Origin of the sequence: Pseudomonas sp. UMAB-08, assembly GCF_900095225.1 — a bacterium.
In the GTDB taxonomy this organism is placed as follows: domain Bacteria; phylum Pseudomonadota; class Gammaproteobacteria; order Pseudomonadales; family Pseudomonadaceae; genus Aquipseudomonas.
In genome coordinates this window covers 1-22,612 of sequence record NZ_LT607415.1, presented here as the reverse complement: position 1 = coordinate 22,612, position 22,612 = coordinate 1, and the positions used below count along the sequence as shown (strand labels likewise).

Sequence of the window (22,612 nt, the reverse complement as noted above, 5' to 3'; positions counted from 1 at the left end):
CATTTACGCGCCGAATTACCGAGAAACGTCATCAGGCGTTTGCGTGCTGCATTATTTGTGTCACGCCCTCAATATTGCCGGGCATGAAGCCTATGTCACTCTGTGCGACGTTGTAAACCCGAGCCTGCGTACGCCGATCCTCAACTACGAGATCATCAATCGGCATAAAGAGGCCGGCCTGACGCCTATCACGGTTTATCCAGAAGTAATCGAAGGCAACCCGTTATCGGGCCCAGTGGTGGTGCGCTACATCCTGAACCGTGAAGGCTTCCTGACGGGTAACTCGGTCGAGGCTACGGAGGATGACCTGTTCTTTTACTACGCCCACGACTTTCGGGATGACAGCATACAAACCAATATGCTCACGTTGCCTGTCATCGATTCGGAGCTATTTTCACCCCCCTCCGACCCAGTTGTACGCACCAAGAGCTACCTGTACCTGCATCGTTACGCTGTGAATAATGTGGATTTCTCGCTGCTGCCCGCCGACATTGAAATCCTCTCACTGTCCAACCCCAAAACGTTGTCGCAACTGGCAGACGTTTTCAAAACTGCGCACGTACTTTACTCCTACGAAATCTCAGCCACCTGCACCGAGGCAATGCTCTGCGGTTGCCCGGTTATCTACCTCAAAGGCGGTCACATCGAAACCTTGCCCTTCACCGAGCATTTCGGCGAGGCAGGATCAGCAATGTATGACGAGCCGGGCGGATACGAGCGCGCCAAAGCTACAGTACTCGACGCCAGAGCACGTTGGCTGGACATCGAAACCACTTTCTGGAGCCAGTTCGAGCATTTCGTTGCGCTAACCCAACAAGCGGTCAAGCACTATCAGGACACGGGACATTCCCGTCCCTTGCGAGACTGGCTTAAGGCGCGAACGCTTACCCCCATGCAATCACAGCTGGTCGCCGAACGCCGACGAATCCTTCAGGACAAGACCAGCATCACCGCCATCGTACTGCATGCATCCGGTGATAGTCAGGCGTTGCAGGCCACCCTCAGCAGCCTGGCGAATTGGCAGTCACAAACTACCCGGCTACGCTCCGTCGTTCTGAGCGAAGAAACACCTCCCGATGACGTATCCCCCGATATCGAATGGCTACCTTATCCTCACGAGCTGGCTGTGCAGCTCAACGCAATACTTGAGTCGGACAGCAGCGACTGGTTTATTTTACTCAACGCCGGCGATGAGTTTTTGAGTAACGGCACACTGATGCTGGAACTTGAGCTACCCGGAGCGGCGCATTGTCGAATGGTCTATTTCGATGAAATTCACCGCTACGGAGAAAATCGCGGGGTGGTCCTTCGCCCCGACATCAATCTGGATTACCTGCTGAGTTTCCCCGTGAGCATGGCTCGCCACTGGCTTTTCCGTCGCCAGTATGCGCTTGAGGCTGGCGGACTCAATTCCGAGCTTCCGCATGCCCTGGAGTTCGATTTAATACTGCGCATGATTGAGCGTGACGGTCTGGACGGCATCGGTCATGTTGGAGAGCCCTTGCTGGTCTGCAACAGCCCGACGCTTGAAAACAACCCGGATGAAATAACCACCCTACAGCGTCACCTGATCGCTCGCGGATACCCGCAAAGTGAAGTGATTGAGTCGCCATCAAGGCACTACCACGTGCAGTATGGGCATACGGAACAACCGATGGTGTCGATCGTGATCCCGACCAAGGATCAATTGCCTATGCTCGAACGGTGCGTCGAAACCCTGCTGGAAAAAACTGCCTATAGTCACTACGAAATTTTGATTGTCGACAACGGCAGCCAGACTCCGGAAGCGCGGCAATGGCTGGCTAACATGGAAGCTATCGGCGGGCAGAAAATAAGGATTCTGCGCTACCCAAACCCGTTCAATTTCTCGGCCATGAACAACATGGCCGTGCGCGAAGCGCGTGGCGAATACCTTGTGTTACTCAATAATGACACAGCGATCCTGCGTGACGACTGGCTGGACAAGTTGCTCAACCATGCCCTTCGCCCCGAAGTCGGTATCGTCGGGGCAAAACTGCTATACCCCAATGCGACGATCCAGCATGCGGGTGTGATAACCGGTTTGAGGGGGCCCGCCGATCATCCCTTCATTGGCGAACCCGGAAGCGCTCCTGGCTACATGCAACGCAGAGTACTCGATCAGAACTACAGCGCGGTGACGGCTGCGTGCATGATGATCCGGAAATCGGTCTATGAGGAAGTGGGCGGCATGGACGAGGGCGCGTTCAAAGTCGCCTATAACGATGTTGATCTTTGCCTCAAGGTAGGCGCACTGGGCTACCTGACCGTCTGGACGCCTCACGCCCTACTTTTACACGAAGGATCCGTGAGCCAGAATGCTGCCACCCCAAACTTTGACGAGAAGCGAAAACGTTTCGTCCAAGAACAAGATGCTATGTATGCCAAATGGCTGCCGACATTGGCTAAAGACCCTGCCTACAATCGCAACCTGTCGCTCAATGGCGGTGGTTTTGGACTGGAAACCAATGCCAACCTGACTTGGCGGCCGCTCTCGTGGCGGCCGCTCCCTGTGGTATTGGCTCATCCTGCCGACACCATGGAGTCAGGTAACTATCGGATTATCATGCCGTTTGAGGCAATGCGTGATGCAGGTCTTATAGACGGTTTTACCAGCCAGGCGCCGTTGTCGGTGGTGGATCTCGAACGCTACAGCCCCGACGTAATAGTCTTGCACCGTCACATTAACGATGAACGCCTTGAAGTCATGCGGCGCGTGAAAGCGTTTTCCCCCGCATTCAAGGTCTACGATCTCGATGATGACCTTCTCAATCTGCCGACTCGACATACCTACTGTATGCAGTTGCCCACAGACGTGATGAAAGCATTAGCAGAAGGATTAAGTTTCGTTGATCGCTTTGTGGTATCCACACCTTACATGGCGGACCTGTTTGCGGGTTTGCACCCTGATATCCGCATAGTAGAAAACCGGCTACCTGCCCACTTGTGGCAAAGTTTAAGTGCCGAGCGCCAGCGCGGCAAAAAACCTAGAGTGGGTTGCGTCACGGATGTCGATCTGCATTTGATCGAAGACGTGATCAAACAACTCGCCAACGATGTGGAATGGGTGCTCATGGGCAAATGCCCCGAGCACCTGCGTGCATTCGCTCGAGAAATCTACGGCAACATTGAGTTTTCTCGCCATCCCGCCGCTCTGGCGAGCCTGAATCTGGACCTGGCTCTGGCACCACTCGAGCAAACCCTATTCAACGACTGCAAAGGCAATCTGCGTGTCATCGAGTACGGCGCCTGCGGCTTCCCTGTGATATGCAGCGACGTTCGCGCCTATCAAGGTGACCTGCCAGTGACCTTGGTACAGAACACCACGCAAGCTTGGCTAGAGGCGATCCATGCCCACTTGGACGATAAGGCTGCCTCGGCCAGGCTGGGTGGCGAATTGCGCACCAAGGTGTTAAGTGAATGGATGCTGGATGCGAGCAACGCTGTGGTGTGGCGTGACGCATGGCTGCCTGACTGACATTGATAATGGGGCAGGACCGGACTGCCCCTCTTTCTGAGCAATATCCGCAACATGGGCTGCCGCACCTCAAAAATGCGCCAGCCCTGCTCCTGCATTAAAGTCATATAAAGGAACATCAGGGCTCCGCCATTCAGCGCGAATGGCACTCCCCTCCCCCAACTTTTAAAGTCTTTTTCAGCGTTCACCTAGCGAATTGCTGGCCTCTGGTCTAGCCTGCCTCAGTAGCATAACGCCATGAAAAAGTGCAGCGTTCACGCGTTGGTACCTTTTTGTTTTCTGGATTGAACAACATCTAGCAAGCAGTCAGGGGTACTTTCTTGTGACTAATTTGACGTTCCGCCCTCCCCTCCTCTCAAGCATTCCATCTCGACAACCTCCTGCTGTGCTTCGGCTCATTCAGAACACCTGGCATGACGTTCGTCTGCCGTCAGCCCTTGCGGCAATTCTAGCCTTCAAGACTGGCCAATGCGTCGGCATTAAGAGTGCCCAGGCCAACGACATTGATTTGATCCCGCTTACGCTTAGGAGCTGCGTGTGGCGTACCAAGCAGCGTTCAAGGGTTATTGACTTTTTAAAGGGAATTTAAAATGGCATTTTTCCCCTGTTTTTTGTCGGTGGTTTTCGTTGTCCGCAACGAGTCAGAGCGCATTGAAAGCATTCTGTTTGAGGCAACCTCGGTGATTGCCTCCATCGTCAGTGATTATGAGTTGATCATTGTTGACAATGCATCGAACGACGACAGCATTTCCGTCATGAAGCGCCTGACGGGCGAAGATGGATTTGCCAATCTGCAGGTCTATGCACTGACCAAGGAGGTGGATGTCGACACTGCTTCATGGGTCGGGCTGGAGAATGCACTGGGTGATTTTGTCGCCGTCATTGATCCGATGATAGACGACATCAATTTTTTACCGGAAATGCTCAAAAAAGCGATTGCCGGCGCTGATGTGGTTTTTGTCAGTAACGAGCAAAAGCCTGCGCAAAGCCTTGCCTATCGGGCTGCTTTCGCCGTGTTCCATATGCTCTACCACTGGTTCAATGGCATCCATCTCGCCAAAGAGGCGCCGCAGTACCGCATCCTGAGCAAAAGAGTGATTAACTTCATTCTTCAGCATCCCAAGCCGGCGATGACCTATCGCCATCTGCCCGCTACGGGTGGGTTTGCGCGCTCTCACCTCAGCTATAGCTACTGCGCGTCGCCGACATTCCAGCGTCCCAAGCGACTGGGAGACAGCATCGACCGTGGCATACGCCTGCTTGTGTCGACCACGCGTGCGCCGATGCGTCTTGTGACAGCACTCTCCTTGTTTGGCGCCATCGTTAACCTTGTTTACTGCGGCTATGTGGTCGGCATCGGATTTTTTAAAACCGACGTCGCGCCTGGCTGGATTAGCCTTTCACTGCAACAGTCGGGCATGTTTTTCCTGATATCACTCGTGCTTCTGGTGCTCGGCGAATACATCCTGAACATGGCCAGCTTCTCGAATGAAGGTCCGCTCTACCATGTGGCCCAAGAGTTCACCAGCGCTCGCATGACGCGACTCGACAAACTGAATATCGAAGAGGTGTCGTCCTCCCCCGCCAATACGACAAACCTGGCCCGGGGGGAAATGTCCTGATGCCAAGTGTCGACCCTAACTACGATGCGGTTATTATTGGCGGTGGGTTTTATGGCTCGGCCATCGCGGTTTACCTGACGAAGCAGCGAGGCCTCAAGCGCATCATGCTGGTAGAGCGTGCGTGCCTCGCATAACAATCAGGCACGCGTGCACAACGGCTATCACTACCCTCGCTGTTTCACGACCGCGTATCGCAGCCGGATAAACCTGCCCAGATTCGTGCATGACTGGCCCGAAGCGGTAACGCAGGATTTCATCAAACTCTACGCGATTGCCCGCCACAACTCGAAGGTCACGGCAAAACAGTTCGAGCGATTTTGCCGTGACATTGGCGCCAAGGTTCAGCCAGCAGCCCCTGTGGTGCGAGCCTTGTTTGAACCACGCCTCATCGAAAATGTGTTCCTGGTCGAAGAGTACGCTTTCGACTCCACCAAACTGGCGCGCTGGGCTGAGCGCGAGCTGGCAGAGTGCGGTGTGCAGATCCACTACAAGACCCGCGCAACGGAGATTTCGAAAGGGCCAAACGCAACGCTGCAAGTCGTCACAGAAACCGAGGGCAGCGCCCCAGCGTTAATCTCCTGCCGTTATGTATTTAATTGCACCTACAGCGGCACCAACCAATTCAAGGGTGACTTCCCCGGCGTGCAAACGGGTCTGAAACAAGAAATCACCGAAATGGCCCTGATGCAGATGCCTGCACCTCTCGACGGTTTGGGGATTACGGTGATGGACGGTCCTTTCTTTTCGATGATGCCATTTCCCGCCCGCGGACTGCATACGCTCTCCCACGTCCGCTTCACCCCACACCTGCACTGGACCGATCAGCAAGGGATCGATCCCTACGAAAAACTCGAGCATCACGAACGCGCAACCCGCGTCGATCGTATGGTCAGGGACGTGGGCAGGTATGTCCCGGCGGTACTCAAGGCTAAGCATGTCGATTCATTATTCGAAGTCAAAACGGTGCTGGTGAAGAATGAAGGCGATGACGGGAGGCCCATTCTTTTTGAGAAGCACGCAGCGTTACCTGGCTGTTATTCAGTGCTGGGGGGAAAGATTGACAATATTTATGATGTGTTGGAGAAGATGAATGAAGAAGTATTTTGATCTACCCACACTGTGCACGGGCATCGCCTTGCTTTTTTTGGTCAGTATCTTTCTATCGTTGGCGTCCCGGTCGATATGGCTTGATGAAGCCATGCTTCTGAAAAACATCATAGAGGTCAATACACTGAGTGGTTTCATGACACCGCTGCCCTATTACGACCAGGCAGAACCCGTACCGGCTTCGTTTTTTTTTAAGGCGGTGATGACGATTTTCCACTATGACATCAAGCCCCTCAGGCTGTCGGTACTGGCCGCGTCGGTATTAATGATTTTGCCTGTCTGCCTCCTGTTCAAGAAATACAAGTGGGGTCTTTTTGTTTTCCTGGTGGCGATCATCGGAAATACGTTTTCTTCCGGTTTTCACGTGACAGAGCTCAAATACTACTTTCTTGAAGTCAGCGGGAGTTTTCTGGCTATCTATGCGATATGGGAGGCTGAAGAACATAAAAATATTTTTTGGGCCCTTTTAATTTCGGCCGTCATCAGCCTCATCGGGTTTTCCACGCTTATCGTTTCAGGAGGACTATTAGGCTATGCGTTTCTCTGGTGCCTGGCGAACAGAGAACTCCCCCGACGCAACACAACAATAGTTGCGTTTTTATGCGCGGCTGCGTGCGTGGCCTTCTCGTACCTTTACATGAAACACCTGACCATCTATCAACTGAGTAACTACGCTGAGTACGGAGGGGGTAAATCTCTTTTAGTGTCAATGAAATCGTTGGGGGACGCGATACTGGGGGCCTACGGAAAAGCCCTGCTCATCACGTCCTGCCTGTCGAGCATTGCACTGTTCACCTTCAATAACAGAGGGTTTATTTTCAGGCTGAATTTATTTTTTTGCGCGCTGGTGTGTGTTGTCGTGGCAGGCAAAATTTTTGGTTTTTATCCCGCCACCTACCCCCGACATGTGATTTGGCTGATCCCCTTCAGCCTGGTTATTTCCAGCTGCGCCATCCTTGAGTTCACATCAAGCCCAGCCAAGACTTTTAAAGTGCTGGGTTGGATTCTGTTTGTTGTCCTGGCCCTTCAGGCAGGCAAAGCGTGTTACAAGAATTTTACAGGGGAGAATTATGAATACACGGCCAATAATAGCCTGTACGAGTACCTCGCAAAAATGGAACCCAGCAACATTTTAGTTTACCCGGACGCGCAACCTTCTCTTGAATATTATTTACGGCTGGATGACCGGCTAAAAAAACATCACTATACAAGTGTACTGGACGAAACGACGCAGACCCGGGACCCGGCCATGGAGATGACAACGTTCTTCTCAATGATCCGGACGTTATTTGAACTCAGGCCCGCGGGTGAGTTTTACTTATTACTGTCGCACCTTGATCGCCAGGACGATAACAAGGGGATTACCGCAGAGATTGAAACTGAAATCAATACATTTGATTGTCAGTACACCTCGGTTCTGTATGTTCACAATGCCGAGTTGCTTCGTATGCACTGCCGGGTGGACCATGAATAATATGAACAATTGTTTGATTGGGTTTAGCGGATTTGTAGGCTCTACGATTGCAAAGCAGGCTGTCTTTGAGTCGGTTTATCGATCAACCACTATAGGCGATATTGAAGGCCATTCGTTTAATACCATCGTCTGCGCAGGCGCGCCCGCCCAAAAGTGGATTGCCAACCGCGAACCTGAAGCGGATCGGCAGAAAATCGAGGGCCTGATCGCCCACCTGAAAACCATTCAGTGCAACACCTTTATTTTGATCAGCACGGTCGACGTCTTCAGCACCGTCATAGGCGTTGATGAGGATACGCCTGTCAATGAGTCGGACCTGCACGCCTATGGCCTGCATCGTCGGCAGCTGGAGAAGTTTGTCGAAAGCCACTTCCCCAATCATTTGATCGTCCGTCTGCCTGGGCTTGTCGGGCCGGGCCTACGCAAGAACGTGATCTTCGACTTTCTGAATAACAACAATCTTCAGGCCATCGATAGCCGCGGTATCTTCCAGTTTTACCCGATGGTCAATCTTTGGTACGACATTCAAATCGCGCTGAACGCTGGCTTGAAGTTGATTCACCTCACCGCAGAGCCGATCAGTGTGGCGGATGTGTCACAACGGGGGTTCGGCAGGCCGTTCACGAATGCCCTGGCTACCCCGGCAGCGACCTACGACATGCAGACCAAGCATGCTCACGTGTTTGGGGCCGCCGGGCGCTATCAGTACAGCGCCCGTGAAACGCTGCAGGCGGTCAGGGCCTACGCTCAGTCCGAGCCGCTCACGATCAAAGTCGATGCGGGAGCGAAAGCATGAGGTTGGCTATTTCCAACATTGCGTGGGACACCGCAGAAGATGAGGCCATCGCCACGCTCCTTCAGCGCTTTGCGGTTGATGCGATCGATGTCGCACCCGGCAAGTATTTTCCTGTTCCCGCCAACGCTACGGATGAGCAGATTACTCAGGTCAAAGACTGGTGGGCCAAGCGAGGGATCGACATCACCGGGATGCAGGCGCTGTTGTTCGGCACCACCGGGCTGAATGTATTTGGTTCAGCCCAAAGCCAGTGCGCACTTTTGAAACACCTGGACGCCGTGTGCCGTATTGGCTCGGGGCTGGGCGCTACACGCCTGGTTTTTGGCTCACCAAAGAATCGTGATCGCACCGGGCTTGATGACCAGGAAACACTGGACCTGGCGGTGCCTTTCTTCAGACAGTTGGGGGACATCGCTCAGACCCATGGTGTGACGATCTGTCTTGAGCCTAATCCCACGTGTTATGGCGCCAACTTCATGACCAGCAGCGCTGAAACGGCCCTGGTGGTGAAGCAGGTCGATCATCCCGCCATCAGGATGCAGCTGGACACTGGTGCGCTGGCCATCAATGGCGAAGATCCCTGTCTGGTGCTGCAAGACTGCGCCGCCCTTATCGGGCATGTGCATGCCAGCGAGCCCGATTTGCTTCCTCTGGGGGATGGCAGCACGGATCATGGGCTGATGGTGACGGCCCTTGAGCGCTATCTACCCAACCCTGCTGTTGTGACCATCGAGATGCTCGCGACCAAGGACGAACCACATGCAGTGTCGATTGAGCGAGCATTGAACGTGGCGATCCAGCATTACCGTAGGCATAGCGTGGGGGGCAACGTATGAAGTGGCTCATCCTGCTTGTCGGGATTCTCTCCAATGCCTCCGCCAGCGTGCTGGTGAAGATGGCCATGATGCCGCCGCGCAAATTTCCGTCCCTCAGTGACCCACTGGGCGCGCTGAGTAATTGGCCGTTCTGGCTGGGCCTCGGATTGTACGGTGGCGCCTTTCTACTCTATGCCGCAGCGTTGGCTCGCCTCCCTCTAAATGTGGCGCACCCAGTGCTGACCGCCGGGGCAGTGGCGACCGTGGCGTTGTCTTCTGTGCTGATTTTTCGTGAACCCTTCCACTGGACCACAGGGGCAGGAATTCTACTGGTAATTGCTGGCGTAGCGCTGATTACAGCGCGCGTCGCTTGATGGTAAACACAATGATGCCTACCGATATAACGTCTGCGGCGCGTAAGACCTGGCAAGTACCTTCCTTTGAAACCCCACTATGGCTCGGCCGTCAGCACCCTTGGTGCGTGGTGATTCCGGTCATCAATGAAGGTGAACGGATCAAGAGCCTGCTGGCCAGGATGGCGGCTCTCAACATCCACGGGATTGCCGACATCATTATCGTGGACGGCGGCACCACAGATGGCTCGCTTGAGTTGCAAGCGCTGCAACAGGTCGGTGTGCGGGGACTGCTGCTCAAGACCGCTCCGGGAAAACTAAGCGCTCAACTGCGTTGCGCTTATGCCTTTGCACTCGACCAAGGCTATGAGGGCATCGTCACGATTGACGGTAACGACAAGGACGACCCTGAGGCCATACCTCGCTTCATTGACGCGCTCAAGCAAGGCGAGGACTTCGTCCAGGCGTCCCGTTTTGTCTCGGGAGGTGTCGCAGAGAACACCCCTAAATCGCGAGACTTCGCGATCCGCTTTATCCATGCGCCAATGCTGAGCCTGTCTTCCGGTTTTAAATGGACAGACACCACCCAGGGCTTCCGTGCCTACAGCCGCAAATTACTGTTAGACCCGAAAGTGGCGATATTCCGCGATGTGTTCATGACCTACGAGCTGCTCGCCTATCTTTCGTATAGAGCACCGAAGCTGGGTTATCGCTGCGTCGAGCTACCGACGGTGAGGCGTTACCCCAAAGGCGAAGTGCCAACCAAAATCAGCAGCGTCAAGGGCAACCTGTCGGTGCTTGAGGTGCTGTTTCGAGCCTGTTTTGGGGCTTACAACCCGTAGGTTGTAATCAGTGCAGCTTACAAGCCTCCAGGAGCATTTCCGCCGCAAACGATGGCATTTTGATATACAACCCGATAAGTCTGTTAAATTATCGAGCGCGCATGCATTTTCATGCTCGATTTGGCCAGCCCTTGAGCGAGGCCGTAGCTGCATAATCGGGATGTATGGATACAGTGATGACGAGTTCATTCGGAGCAAGGAACAGGAGCCAAGCCTTCGCAAAACGTGCATTGATGCCTCGTGCGATAGGGCTGGCAGCTGGTTTTTTCTGCGTCGCCGGGGTCTTTTGGGAGCAAGGTCGTCCACCTTTCATGTGGGCACTGCTCATCACTTTTTGCTTCGTTTGGCCGTGGATAGCCTTCGCACTGGCACGCTCCGCCGAACATCCAGCGCATATTGAACGGCGCAGTGTTCTGCTTGACTCAGCTTTTTCCGCGTTTTGGGTCGCGACCATAGGGTTCAACTTGCTCCCCAGCGTAGTGATGCTCTCGATGCTGGCAATGAACAACGTTGCTACAGGCGGGATGGCCTTTGTATTACGCGGCTGGCTGGCCAAAATGGTGGGAATCGCCGTCTCCGTCGCGATATTCGGCTTAAGTTTCTCGCTTTATAGCAGCCCCTTGGTGGTTTACTCGTCGATACCAATGATCGTCATCCAGCCATTGGTCATCGGTTGGACGCTATACAGACTGGCGCTCCGACTAGGGCAGAACCGTGAAGTGTTGCGTGAGTTGAGTGAGACCGACAGCCTGACAGGTCTCTACAACCGTCGTTACTGGAACGCGCTGCTCGAAAACGAATATAAACGCTGCGGGTATGGCGTCTCGAACGGCTGTCTCGCACTCGTAGACCTGGATCATTTCAAGCAGATTAACGACACGCATGGCCACCTCGTTGGGGATGAAGTGCTGCGACACGTGGCTTCCGCACTCAGGTCTCACCTGCGTTCGACTGATATTGTCGCGAGATTCGGTGGGGATGAGTTTTGTGTGTTCCTGCCTGATACCGACAGGGTGACCGCCTTTCAGGTGCTTGACAGGGTGAGGGTAGAGGTCGCTGACGCTGTATTCGGTCAAAAACAGACGGCCATTGCGACCTTAAGCATCGGCCTAACCGCATTCGACAATCCAATGTTGTTCAATGAATGGTTCAAACAGGCGGATTTGGCACTGTACGAAGCAAAAGCGCGTGGGCGCAACCAAGTTGCCTGTTTCGAAACAGCTCAAAGCACTTCCAAAATAACCACATAATAAGTATGTGAAAAAATCAAAGTGCCAAAGCCTCCAATCTTAAACACCTAATCACCTCAAGTATCAAGACTCATACAAACTTAAATGAACCTGCACAAAGTTGAACACACCAGAGGAAAATTCACGCTTTTTACTGAGTAGTATTTTGTGCTGTTTGGTTTATAACTAGTGTGCAGAACGATCTTTGGTCTATGATATTAAAAAGCCATCAATTAGGTGTTTCACCTACTCCGCCTTACCTTGTATTGAACACATCGTTGCCCGCTCAGCAGGCCTGAGTCCGCAGCGGCGACCTATTAAACTCGCACTTTTCCAATGATGAATGTCCAGGAAGGGACTGGGCAAGTGTTTGAGCTTCAAACGTGGCGCCTTCCCGGTCTGCAATGCTAAATCAGGCTTTAGGCCCCCTCACTTCAGCGCAAAAACTCATCGAAAAGCTCACTAATATCTGGAAAACCGATCAGGGATCAACGCAATGCACAGGAAGATTTTTGGCCTTGAGCCCGTTATTTTGGTTGTCGATGACCAGACCACTGATATCAGGATGCTAAGCGAAGCCGTACGAGACTTGGGCAATGTTCAGCTCGCGACCGATGGTCGAAGCGCAATTCTGGCAGCCCGTCGGTGGGGACCTGATGTTGTGCTACTCGACATTGAAATGCCCGGCATGAATGGCTTTGAAGTCTGCAGGGCGCTGAAATCCGATCCCAAAACGTGTGATGCTGCCGTTATTTTCGTTACCTCTCATACACAGACGGAAAACGAGCTGCGAGCGCTTGATTACGGCGGTATTGATTTTCTCCAAAAACCACTGAATATCCCCTTGGCTCGCGCGCGCATCAAGGCGCATATCGCGTTGCGCAATGAAGCAAAAAAACTAGCCAATCATGATGCGTTAACCGGTTTACCGAACCGTTTTTTGTTGCAGGATCGTATTGAACAGGCCCTGCAAAATGCTCAGTCGAGTCAGGGGCAAGTTGCGATGCTCTTGATTCATCTGGACAACTTAAAAGCGATCAGCGACTCATTTGGTCAATCCGTTAGCGACGAGTTGCTGCGTGAAGTGAGTTCACGGCTGACAGCATGCTCGCAGGCAGTCGACACCGTCAGTCGGCAGCGCGGTGAAGAGTTCATCATCCTTCTTCCCGACGTCAGCGGTGTTGACGCCATAGGCGCTCTAACCGTGCGGCTTCTGTCGGCAGTTTCCGCTCCGTTTTCCATCCAGGCGAACCGTTACGATCTGTCCGCCAGTATTGGTATCAGCGTGTTCCCCGATGACAGCCATAGCCTGGATTCGCTGTACCAGCATGCAGACTCGGCCATGTGTCGAGCCCGGCAGGAAGGGCGCAATCGCTATCGATTCTTCTCCTCGGACATTGAAAGCAGTATTCGAGCTAAACAGCTGCTTGAGCAAGGTATGCGTAATACGTTAGAGCACGGTCTTTTCGACGTGTTTTATCAAGCCAAGATCGATGCCCGTGACAACCGCGTGATGGGTGTGGAGGCATTGATACGTTGGCGCGATGGCGACGGCAACTTTATACCGCCCATGGACTTCATTCCTCTGGCCGAGGAAACCGGCTTGATCGTCCCCATTGGCCAGTTTGTCCTGTTAAAGGCCTGCATGGACGCCAAGAAGTTTTATGAACATGGTCAGGCCATTCCTGTCAGCGTCAACATTTCCGCCGTGCAGCTTCAGGAAGAGTCCTTTCTCGGCATGGTCATGAATATCCTCGCCGACTCGGGATTAAGCCCTGAATTACTGGAGCTTGAAATTACCGAAGGGGTACACGCCAGCCCCCTCTATAACACCCGGGAAACCTTGATAGCCCTTCGAGCGCTCGGCGTACGCATTTCAATTGACGATTTTGGAACCGGTTATTCGAACCTGACTTACCTCAAACGATTCCCGATTGATGTACTGAAGATCGATCAGAGTTTCGTGAAGGATCTGCTCGTCGATAAAAGCGATGCGGCAATCATTGTGGCAATCATCGCGTTCGCCGAGGCGCTGGGGCTCGAGTTGGTGGCCGAAGGGGTAGAGACCTGCGAGCAAGCGGCAACGCTACGTTCACTGGGGTGCAACATCATGCAGGGCTTCCTCTACTCCCGCCCCATTCCTTTTGCGCACATGTGCACGTTCCTGGCTGAAGCCGCAACGAATGACGTCACCCCATGACACCGCACTTATTTTGAAGCCGTACTGCTCACTTATTGTTTGCTGGCAATAAAATCTTCCAGTGGGTATGACCTTGTGAAAAATAGAACCACATTCGCCATCATCAATCGCAGCGTGGCCATGACACTCGGGCTTGGCCTGCTCATCAGTCTGCTCACCGCTTTTTTTATCAACCGCATTAATGAGCATGAGGCACAGGCCGCAGTGGCCAGCGAGGCAGAAGAGGCCGCTGACGCCGTAGTGAGCCGCTTGAACCTCTATCAATACGGCTTGCGTGGCGCACGCGGGGCGGTGCTCACGGCGGGCGAGTACTCGATTACCCGCGATGCATTCCATCGCTACAGCCTGACCCGTGACCTAAAAGCTGAATTCCCGGGCGCCATGGGTTTTGGCTTTATTCGGCGCGTACCAGCAGGTAGCGAGGGTACGTTTCTAGAGACCGCCAAGGCTGACGGACAACCTGACTTTGCTATTCATCAACTCATGCCTCATTCAGGTGAGCGCTTCGTCATTCAGTACATTGAGCCCACAGAACACAATCTGCCTGCATTGGGTCTGGATATCGCATCGGAACAAAACCGCCGGGCAGCCGCCGAGACGGCCCTTCGTACAGGAGAGGTCAAGCTGACCGGGCCCATTTATTTGGCTCAAGCCGATGACAAGCATCAGCAGTCATTTTTGATTTTAATGCCCATCTACAGGGGGAATTCTGCCCCGGCGACTGTTGCCGAACGAGAGGAAACGGCCTTTGGCTGGAGTTTCGCACCGCTGTGGATAGCAGACGTGCTAGCGGGATTGCCTGGACAGAATGAGGCGGTTCATTTGGAGTTAAGTGACATCACAACGGCGGGGCAGAAGACGTTCTACACCAGCCCCGGTGATCCGCCAAATATGGAGAAATTATTTGCCCGTCGCCTGGAGCGAGAAGTCTTTGGTCGGCGCTGGCAAATCGAATTCAGTGCCCACCCGTTGTTTATAGAACGCCTGCATCAGCTATCGCCAAAGCTCGCGCTCTCTCTGGGTGGGCTAGTCAGCCTGCTGCTGGCCGCATTGGTTGCGCTGGCGAACCTGAACCGCGAGCGTCGACGGGTAGTTGTTGCCCAGCAGGCGTGGTTGGCGGCAATCGTCGAAAGCTCATCGGACGGCATCATCGGAAAGACCCTGAACGGTGTCATTACCAGCTGGAATAAAGGCGCTGAACACCTGTTTGGTTATAGCGCCGAAGACGCCGTCGGCCAACCTCTTGCCAGCTTGATTGTGCCTGAGGGTAAAGAGGACGAAGAAAGCAATATCTTGAATCGCATCCGTTGTGGAGAGCGCATTCAGAGCTTTCAAACACTACGCCGACGTCGCGATGGAAGCCTGATTGATACGTCGGTCACCGTCTCGCCAATCTACGGCGAAAATGGCCACATCGTCGGGGCCTCCAAAACGGTACGGGACATCACTGCCCAAAAGGCCGCTGAAGCAAAAATCCTTGAGCTTAACTCAAGCCTTGAAGTGCAAGTCGCTCAGCGCACCTCAGAGTTGAGTGAACTGAATGTTCTGCTGGGCAGCGTGCTGAACTCTGCTTCCGAGGTGTCGATCATCGCGACAGATCTTCAGGGGATCATTCGCGTATTCAATCGGGGCGCGGAGCGTTTGCTGGGTTACCACGCCGATGAAGTATTGAATATCAGCACGTCTGCGTTAGTCCATGTACCCGAGGAGTTAGCTGCCCGCGGAGCTGCGTTGACAGAGGAGTACGGCCACCCCATTGAAGGCTTCCGCGTACTGGTGCACAAATCGGAAATCGAGGGAACGGCAGAAACGCGCGACTGGAATTACGTGCGCAAGGATGGTTCGCGTTTCCCGGTCACGCTGGTAGTCACCGCCATGCGCGATGAGACAGGGCAGATAGGCGGTTATCTGGGCATTGCCATGGACATTACCGCCCAGCGGGAGCTGGAGTCCCGCCTGCGGCATGCCAAGGAGCAGGCAGACGCGGCGAGTGCGTCCAAATCTTCTTTCCTGGCAAATATGAGCCATGAGATACGGACCCCGATGAATGCAGTCCTCGGCATGCTGCAACTGGTCCTGCAGACCGAGCTGAATGTCCGTCAATTCGATTACGCGACCAAGGCACAGAGCGCAGCCAAATCACTCCTGGGCCTGCTCAATGACATTCTCGACTACTCGAAGATCGAGGCCGACAAGTTGCAACTGGATTTACATCCCTTTGAACTTGAACCCTTAATGCGCGATCTTGCCGTGGTATTGGCGGGTAACCATGGACAGCAGGAGGTCGAAGTGATGTTCGATCTTGACGTTGATCTGCCTGCCGTGTTGATCGGCGATAGCCTTCGACTCCAACAAATTCTGATCAACCTGGCCGGTAACGCTCTAAAATTTACAGCAAAAGGCCAAGTAGTGGTCAGCATCAAACAGTTAAGGCGCTCCGCCGATACTGCGTCCCTGCGCATCGCCATTACGGATACCGGCATCGGCATAAGTCCAGAGCAACTTGAACGAATTTTCGATGGTTTCACTCAAGCGGAGGCCTCCACCACTCGACGTTTTGGCGGCACGGGTCTTGGCTTGGTGATTTGCAGGCGCATGGTAAAACTGATGGGCGGAGTGCTTCAGGTTGATAGCCAGCCCGACGTTGGCAGCCGTTTCTGGTTCGATATCACACTTGATGTAGCGCAAAAATCGCCGCGTGACGCACCCTGTGCAGACGTAGACTCAGCCCTGCGCATATTAATTGCCGATGACAATACCACCGTCGGAGGGCTACTCCTGCGGACAGTGAATGAGCTAGGCTGGAAAGCAGATTATGTCAGCGGGGGCGTCAAGGCCGTAGAGCGAGTAAGGGAAGCCCAAGAGCGAGGTGAACGTTATAGCGTGGTCCTTATGGACTGGCAGATGCCCGATATGGATGGGCTAAGTGCAGCTCAAATGATCCGTAAGCAAGGCGCTGGCCTCCCTCCTCCAATCGTCATCATGATCACCGCCTATGGGCGAGAGATGCTGGCCGATGTTTACCAAGAGCGAGATGCCCCCTTCGTTGAACTCCTCACCAAACCAGTAACGCCCCAACAACTGGCTGATACCGTCCAGCGGGCTATAAAGGGCATTGGCATGCCCTCCCCCAACGCCCAATCACCCGCATTTCACTCGTCAAATCGACTCGCGGGCCTGCGTCTGTTGGTGGTCGAGGACAACATGATAAACCGGCAGATCGCCGAGGCGCTTCTTAGCGGTGAGGGGGCTCAGGTTCTACTGGCCGAGGGTGGCGTTGAAGGCGTCGGCATGATCATGACGGATGCTCACTCGTTCGATGCGGTGTTGATGGACATACAGATGCCGGATATCGACGGCCTGGAGGCCACCCGGCGCATCCGCGCCAATCCTCGCTTCGCGACCCTTCCAATCATAGCGATGACCGCCAACGCGTCAAAAAGTGACCGTCAAACCTGTCTCGCCGCGGGCATGAACGAGCATGTTGGCAAGCCCATCGACCTGGAACAACTGATTACGACCCTGATCGCTCAGACAGGGCGTGAGATCATCCAGCAAGCGATTACTACTACAGAGCATGAACAAGAAAGTACGTGGATCATCGAGCAACGCGCATCGATGATCCATCGCTTGGGTGGAAATATTGATCTTATTCGTAATGTATTGAGGGGTTTTGGTCCTGAATTACAGCAGCAAATAACCCAACTACAACAGCACATCGAACAACAAAACAGGGTCAGTGCAGCCTCCGTGTTGCACGCGATTAAAGGCAGTGCGGGTACCATGGGCGCTGTGGCCCTGTCGCTTCGAGCCAGTCAGTTTGAACAGCAACTGATCCACGGGAACTTTCAGACTGAGGACCGCCTCCTTGCTGCCCATAGCCTGAACGAATTAAGTCAACTTCTTACGGAAAGCGTTGAACAGTTGCATGTTCAGTTTGATATCGCACACCCCACGGCCATTGACACCACTGACGGGCACTTCACCCTGCTTTAAAATACGATGGGTACTGTTTAATTAAATAGCGAGGCCACCCCGGGATTTATTTGGGCGTGGCCGATCAGATCACTATCGATTAAACCGCTCAACCAATGCCCGCAAACCACGAGAGGTACTTTCAAGCTCATTGCCACGAATGACTGCGGCGTTAGCGTTCCTGGCCGTGATCTCAACCGTGCCTGCCATATTATTAATTTGTCGGGCAATATCTTCCGCTACATGGGCCTGTTCTTCAGAGGCTGCGGCCATTTGTTGGCCCATACCACTTATTCGCTCAATCGCCTCGCGAATACCCTGGAGTGCTCGCTGTGCGCCTATCACATGCTCAACGCCGTGATCGGCCTCCTGTATACCTAACCGGGCAATGCTTACGGCCTCGTCAGCCCCCTTTTTAAGGGTTTCGATGACACGCTGGATTTGCTGCGTGGATTCACGCGTTTTCCCCGCCAGTGCACGAACCTCATCTGCGACGACCGCAAAACCACGTCCCTGCTCGCCCGCTCTTGCGGCCTCAATGGCCGCGTTAAGTGCCAGTAGATTTGTTTGATCGGCAATGGACTGAATCATCCCGGCAGCCGTCATGATTTGCTGGGTTTCATTGGCAAGATTATCCACAGCATTACTAATACTGGTTACCGTACCGGCCAGAAGTTGAATGGCGTCGCGAGAGTCCCCGGCTACTTTGCCACCTTGCTCCGCCAGTTCGTTGGCAGTGTTCGCTTCAGTGGCTGTTTGCTGCACATGCCTGGCGACTTCAGTGATCGAGGCGGCCATCTCCGTCACCGCAGCAGCTGTCATGTCCGTCTCAGCTCTCTGTTCCAGCAAGGCCTGTTCCGTTTGACTAGACAGCAGCGAGGAATGTGCAGCCGCTTCAGACACCTGGTTCGCGAGATCGCTCAGGCGAGTCAGGGCCGTTTTGAGGCGCGCATCTTCACTGATCAAGATCATTTCGACCTGAGCTGACGTTCCATAAGCATCACTGTAAGTGAGCGCACTGACCGGGTCCGTGAAGGCATCAGGCGAGCTTTTAATAATCTGAGTCAACTGGGCATTAAACCGACTACCCGACCACCAACCTGCCGCAATAAACAGCCCGGCCGTGACCCCTTGGGCGACGGGCATAGAGGCCATCCCAATCACGCCAACAGCCCCCGCTCCCGCGATGACTGGGACGGTCATTGTTTTCAGTGTGGCCACGAGGTGTCGTCTTTTTGGAACCGCTTTTTTACCCGCACGTAAACGCTCATAAAGCACCTGCGCACGCTTTACTTGCGCTTGAGTCGGCTTGACCCTGACAGACTCGTAGCCTTTTATATGGCCGTCTTCGAGGATCGGCGTGACATAGGCACTGACCCAATAGTAGTCACCGTTCTTACACCGATTTTTTACAATACCCATCCAGCTTTTACCTGCTTTCAGGTAGTTCCACATCAATCCAAAAACGGCAGAAGGCATGTCGGGGTGACGCACTAAATTATGTGGATTCCCCACGAGTTCCTCCCGAGAATAGCCACTTATTTTTGCAAACTCATCATTGCAATAAGTGATTTTTCCATGAGTATCAGTCGCCGAGATCAGGCGTTGCTCAATCGGAAATACTTGTTCCACTGCAGTGATAGAACGAGGTGTACGCATGATTGATACCCGCATGAGATTACTGTCATCCCGACATCATAGTCCACAAAATCACTGCGCCTATCGCGCACTTAACTAAACAGTTAAAAAGCATGAAAACATCTTAAGCACGACAATAAACAGTTCAACTTTGTTTAAGTATGTACACATTAGATCAATAAACCTCACCGTACATCAGGTATGGTTCGTTCTGGACGTCTCCCATTGTTATGTCTATGAAAACGGCCGGCAATGCCAGCGCATTTTCGCAGTGACGCGCGCGGCTCAGGTCGGATGCGCAGCGAGGACAGTACGAGTGTCAGGCTCGGAAAAGACAAGGGTATGCCTGGATTTTTCTGCTCGAACAGATGGCCTGCGGCCCTTACGCTCTTCATGCAGCTGGCTAGCGCACTCATTCGATAACGGAAAACCACGGCAAGGGAAAGCAGCGGCTAAAATCAAAAGGGACCGAGCACTTCAAAACAAACGATAGCCAACGGTTACAACGATTTTTTTTGCCAGGGCGGCGTGATGAGAAAACTACAAAAAAATGGCTCGATGGAAAGCGATCTTGGTGATGTTGCTGACAATCTAAAGCAGACGATGAGTCAGCTTTCAGATTTTTCAGCGCAGCTGATCGAGGGGGGTAATGAGCAAGCCTCTCAGCTTATAGGGAAGGTAATCCTGTCGCTTCAAGAAAATGAATACATGCTTCGCAGGTACACGGACAGCTTAAAAACCGGAAGGCTCGGACGAAGGTCGGACGATTAAAGATCCTCATGGAATTCAACACGCCAACGCAAGACATGCCGCCCGACAAAATCAGGGCGGCATAGACGACGAGTTGATCAATCACATCGATACCCACAGCCGATTAAGGACTTTGCATGATCCAAACTGAACAGCCGCACCAAATCGCACTGGATAAATTTCTCGCGGAGCACCCTGCCCTCCGCGAAGAATTGGACAACCTGAATCCGCTCGAGGCCCAAGCCGTCGGCGTGCCAATGACGCAATACCGCGATGAGCGACTGCACCAGGCGTTTGAGGCTGAGGCCGAGCGCTTGGGCTTCTTTGCCTGGGAGCTGACCCTGCAATTGACGGCGGCCTCCCCTGAAGAATTTGAGGCGCAGCGGATTGAGGTGCACAAGGAAGTTGCCGAGATGGCGGGCATGGAGTGGACGGAGTATTGCGAGATGCACGGCCTGAAGGCTTGAGTGCCTGAAAAATATGGTGTCCCAGGGCAGGTTCGAACTGCCAACCTTCCCCTTAGGAGGGGGATGCTCTATCCAATTGAGCTACTGAGACACGAGTGCTGGAGCACAGGAAAGGCACCAGCAGGGACGGCGTGCATGTTAACGGCACTGCATGATTTTGTCATGTCGTCCTTGGCTTTTTAAGCCGTAGTACTGCGCCTATGAAACGGTTCTGGATGACGTCCCCGTTTGTAATCATGCAAATTGCACTGTCGCAAAAGGCCATCATTGCAAACTGCAAGACAGGCGCACACCAATACAAGTGCAAGCTATTGATTTAAATCATATTTTTAATGATTTTCATTTGGCACAGGGCATGCACAAGCTACTCATACAGGAAACCCCTGCAAAAAGTTCCAGGTGGAGGTACTTAATATGAACATTGCCCTTTCGTTCCTCAATGCTGCTGCCCTCGTCGCGCTGGTGACATTTCAGTTTCAAGGCAACAGCAGCGACGATGGACAGGTCAGTGCTCCGGTACAGCCGCACCACCTTGTGCAGCAGGCTTCACATTTCGCAGTGATGACCGACCAGTCCTCCAACAACAAGGCTATGCTTGCCAATGACAGCAACGACGTCATGCCGCTGTCGCTTGATCGTTCCGAACGTTGGGTTTTTTAATCGCCTGATTTTTTCCGGTATCAATCCCTACGAGAACTGCCATGTCAAAATCCGCACTGTCATTTCTGGTCCTGGCACTGATGGCAATCGTCATCGATATGCTGCTTCCGCTGGATGCGAATGCCATGAGCTCTTTGCTTAAAATCGCCAGTGGCCTGTTTATCGTGCTCTTCATTGTGGCGCTGGTCGTCGGCCGCAAAATCAAATTCGACCCGCTGCTGCGCTGACCTTACTGCCGTTCTGCTTCCACCTGTAAAGGCAAGTAAGCACCCGTTACCCTAACGGGTCATTTGACCGCGCACGCCTCAGAACTATCTCCCGCCCTCTTCATTTGCTTGATTTACCCATGGTCCCTGGCAAATCGATCAAACCGCTCTACGCTCATGAGAAGCCTGTTGTGCACCACATGGCGCCTGAATCGGCCTAAAATAGGACTTTCGGATCGTCGGCAACATGAATACTTTGCAAAGCAGCCCGCAATTCTGATAATTGGTGCTGGCGAACCGCCTTTATGAGGCTCAATATTTGTCACAGAATTGGCGCCAAGGAACTGGCAAAAGTCAGGCATGATGCTGACCTCTTTGACATTCAGGTTGAACATTTGTCCAGAAAGGCTGTCTCAACATGACATCTTGCGGCCAATTGCTAAAACCGCTCCCTCTGAACTAACCGGTTAAATATATGAGCCCTATGAAACAGGCTACTTATTCCAGCCGCACGGCTGACAAGTTCGTAGTACGACTACCTGATGGCATGCGTGACCGCGTGTATGAGGTTGCCAAAAATCATCACCGCAGCATGAACTCCGAGATCATTGCTCGCCTTGAGCAGAGCTTGATTCAAGAAGGCGCGCTGGGCGACGAGCCAAGTCTGCGTCTCGACAGCCCGGAACTGTCCATGCACGAGCGCGAATTGCTGCAGCGGTTCCGCCAACTCTCTCATCGCCAGCAAAACGCACTTGTTTCGCTGATTGCTCACGATACCGAAAACGCTGTCGACGACGAGTCCTGACAGCGAGATCAAAATATTCAGGCCAGCATCCAGCTGGCTTTTTTATGGGTATTTTTATTATCGGGTCGCTGTCGTACTTTTTTTCAAGCTAAAAAAAACCGCCTTCACAGACTGTGTGAAAACCTAGCAATCTGCACAAGGCTCAACGAAAATGCTCCGTACCGAAAGATACGGGGC

General features: G+C 53.3%; 18 protein-coding genes, 1 tRNA gene and 1 pseudogene. 17 read left to right on the top strand and 3 right to left on the bottom strand.

Annotated features, from left to right (window positions below):
• Positions 1-238: 238 nt before the first annotated feature.
• The 12 genes from K0F75_RS03150 (at position 239) to K0F75_RS03100 (ending at position 17,930) form a co-directional block, all read left to right on the top strand.
• Positions 239-3,496, top strand: coding sequence for a glycosyltransferase (locus tag K0F75_RS03150; protein WP_219060393.1), 3,258 nt, complete (start codon positions 239-241; stop codon positions 3,494-3,496).
• A 590-nt stretch (positions 3,497-4,086) separates the two neighbouring features.
• Positions 4,087-5,118, top strand: a complete 1,032-nt coding sequence (locus K0F75_RS03145; protein WP_219060392.1) for a glycosyltransferase — start codon at positions 4,087-4,089, stop codon at positions 5,116-5,118.
• Entirely contained in the window at positions 5,118-5,252 is a 135-nt protein-coding gene (locus tag K0F75_RS25565) for an FAD-dependent oxidoreductase (protein ID WP_257604252.1), read from the top strand. The genes K0F75_RS03145 and K0F75_RS25565 overlap by 1 nt, the downstream gene beginning before the upstream one ends.
• Positions 5,236-6,225, top strand: a complete 990-nt coding sequence (locus K0F75_RS03140) for an FAD-dependent oxidoreductase (RefSeq protein WP_257604251.1) — start codon at positions 5,236-5,238, stop codon at positions 6,223-6,225. Before K0F75_RS25565 ends, K0F75_RS03140 begins: the two co-directional genes overlap by 17 nt.
• The gene (locus K0F75_RS03135) at positions 6,209-7,699 is read left to right on the top strand and encodes a hypothetical protein (protein WP_219060391.1); all 1,491 of its coding nucleotides are present in this window, start codon (positions 6,209-6,211) and stop codon (positions 7,697-7,699) included. The genes K0F75_RS03140 and K0F75_RS03135 overlap by 17 nt, the downstream gene beginning before the upstream one ends.
• Positions 7,647-8,495, top strand: coding sequence for a pyridine nucleotide transhydrogenase (locus K0F75_RS03130; RefSeq protein ID WP_306823017.1), 849 nt, complete (start codon positions 7,647-7,649; stop codon positions 8,493-8,495). The genes K0F75_RS03135 and K0F75_RS03130 overlap by 53 nt, the downstream gene beginning before the upstream one ends.
• Entirely contained in the window at positions 8,492-9,331 is an 840-nt protein-coding gene (locus K0F75_RS03125) for a sugar phosphate isomerase/epimerase (RefSeq protein ID WP_219060390.1), read from the top strand. Before K0F75_RS03130 ends, K0F75_RS03125 begins: the two co-directional genes overlap by 4 nt.
• Complete coding sequence (locus K0F75_RS03120) at positions 9,328-9,684, top strand: EamA family transporter (RefSeq protein ID WP_219060389.1); 357 nt, start codon at positions 9,328-9,330, stop codon at positions 9,682-9,684. The genes K0F75_RS03125 and K0F75_RS03120 overlap by 4 nt, the downstream gene beginning before the upstream one ends.
• A 14-nt stretch (positions 9,685-9,698) precedes the next feature.
• Entirely contained in the window at positions 9,699-10,505 is an 807-nt protein-coding gene (locus tag K0F75_RS03115; RefSeq protein WP_219060841.1) for a glycosyltransferase family 2 protein, read from the top strand.
• 176 nt (positions 10,506-10,681) lie between these two features.
• On the top strand, positions 10,682-11,755 hold the full coding sequence (locus K0F75_RS03110) for a diguanylate cyclase (RefSeq protein ID WP_219060388.1): 1,074 nt from the start codon (positions 10,682-10,684) through the stop codon (positions 11,753-11,755).
• 475 nt (positions 11,756-12,230) lie between these two features.
• Positions 12,231-13,934 carry an EAL domain-containing protein gene (locus K0F75_RS03105; RefSeq protein ID WP_219060387.1) on the top strand — a complete coding sequence of 568 codons (1,704 nt, stop codon included), beginning with the start codon at positions 12,231-12,233 and terminating at the stop codon, positions 13,932-13,934.
• Positions 13,935-14,054: 120 nt separating this feature from the next.
• A complete protein-coding gene (locus K0F75_RS03100; RefSeq protein WP_219060840.1) occupies positions 14,055-17,930 on the top strand; it encodes a CHASE domain-containing protein in 3,876 nt (1,291 codons plus the stop codon).
• Positions 17,931-18,002: 72 nt separating this feature from the next.
• Here the strand turns inward: K0F75_RS03100 and K0F75_RS03095 are convergent, their stop codons facing one another.
• Complete coding sequence (locus K0F75_RS03095; protein WP_374028597.1) at positions 18,003-19,055, bottom strand: methyl-accepting chemotaxis protein; 1,053 nt, start codon at positions 19,053-19,055, stop codon at positions 18,003-18,005.
• 237 nt (positions 19,056-19,292) lie between these two features.
• Positions 19,293-19,568 (bottom strand): annotated as a pseudogene (locus K0F75_RS26145) (PAS domain-containing protein); the annotation flags it as partial.
• Positions 19,569-20,078: 510 nt separating this feature from the next.
• Here K0F75_RS26145 and K0F75_RS03090 point away from each other — a divergent pair.
• Positions 20,079-20,318: a hypothetical protein gene (locus K0F75_RS03090; RefSeq protein ID WP_219060385.1), complete on the top strand. Its 240-nt coding sequence runs from the start codon at positions 20,079-20,081 to the stop codon at positions 20,316-20,318.
• Positions 20,319-20,434: 116 nt separating this feature from the next.
• Entirely contained in the window at positions 20,435-20,764 is a 330-nt protein-coding gene (locus K0F75_RS03085; protein WP_219060384.1) for a DUF6388 family protein, read from the top strand.
• A gap of 14 nt (positions 20,765-20,778) precedes the next feature.
• On the opposite strand, the gene K0F75_RS03080 is transcribed toward K0F75_RS03085, so the two are convergent.
• A tRNA-Arg gene (locus K0F75_RS03080) sits at positions 20,779-20,855 on the bottom strand.
• A 323-nt stretch (positions 20,856-21,178) separates the two neighbouring features.
• Here K0F75_RS03080 and K0F75_RS03075 point away from each other — a divergent pair.
• The 3 genes from K0F75_RS03075 (at position 21,179) to K0F75_RS03065 (ending at position 22,435) form a co-directional block, all read left to right on the top strand.
• The gene (locus tag K0F75_RS03075) at positions 21,179-21,424 is read left to right on the top strand and encodes a hypothetical protein (RefSeq protein ID WP_219060382.1); all 246 of its coding nucleotides are present in this window, start codon (positions 21,179-21,181) and stop codon (positions 21,422-21,424) included.
• Positions 21,425-21,465: 41 nt separating this feature from the next.
• Entirely contained in the window at positions 21,466-21,651 is a 186-nt protein-coding gene (locus K0F75_RS03070; protein ID WP_219060380.1) for a PA3371 family protein, read from the top strand.
• A 454-nt stretch (positions 21,652-22,105) separates the two neighbouring features.
• A complete protein-coding gene (locus tag K0F75_RS03065) occupies positions 22,106-22,435 on the top strand; it encodes an Arc family DNA-binding protein (protein WP_219060378.1) in 330 nt (109 codons plus the stop codon).
• Positions 22,436-22,612 lie beyond the last annotated feature (177 nt).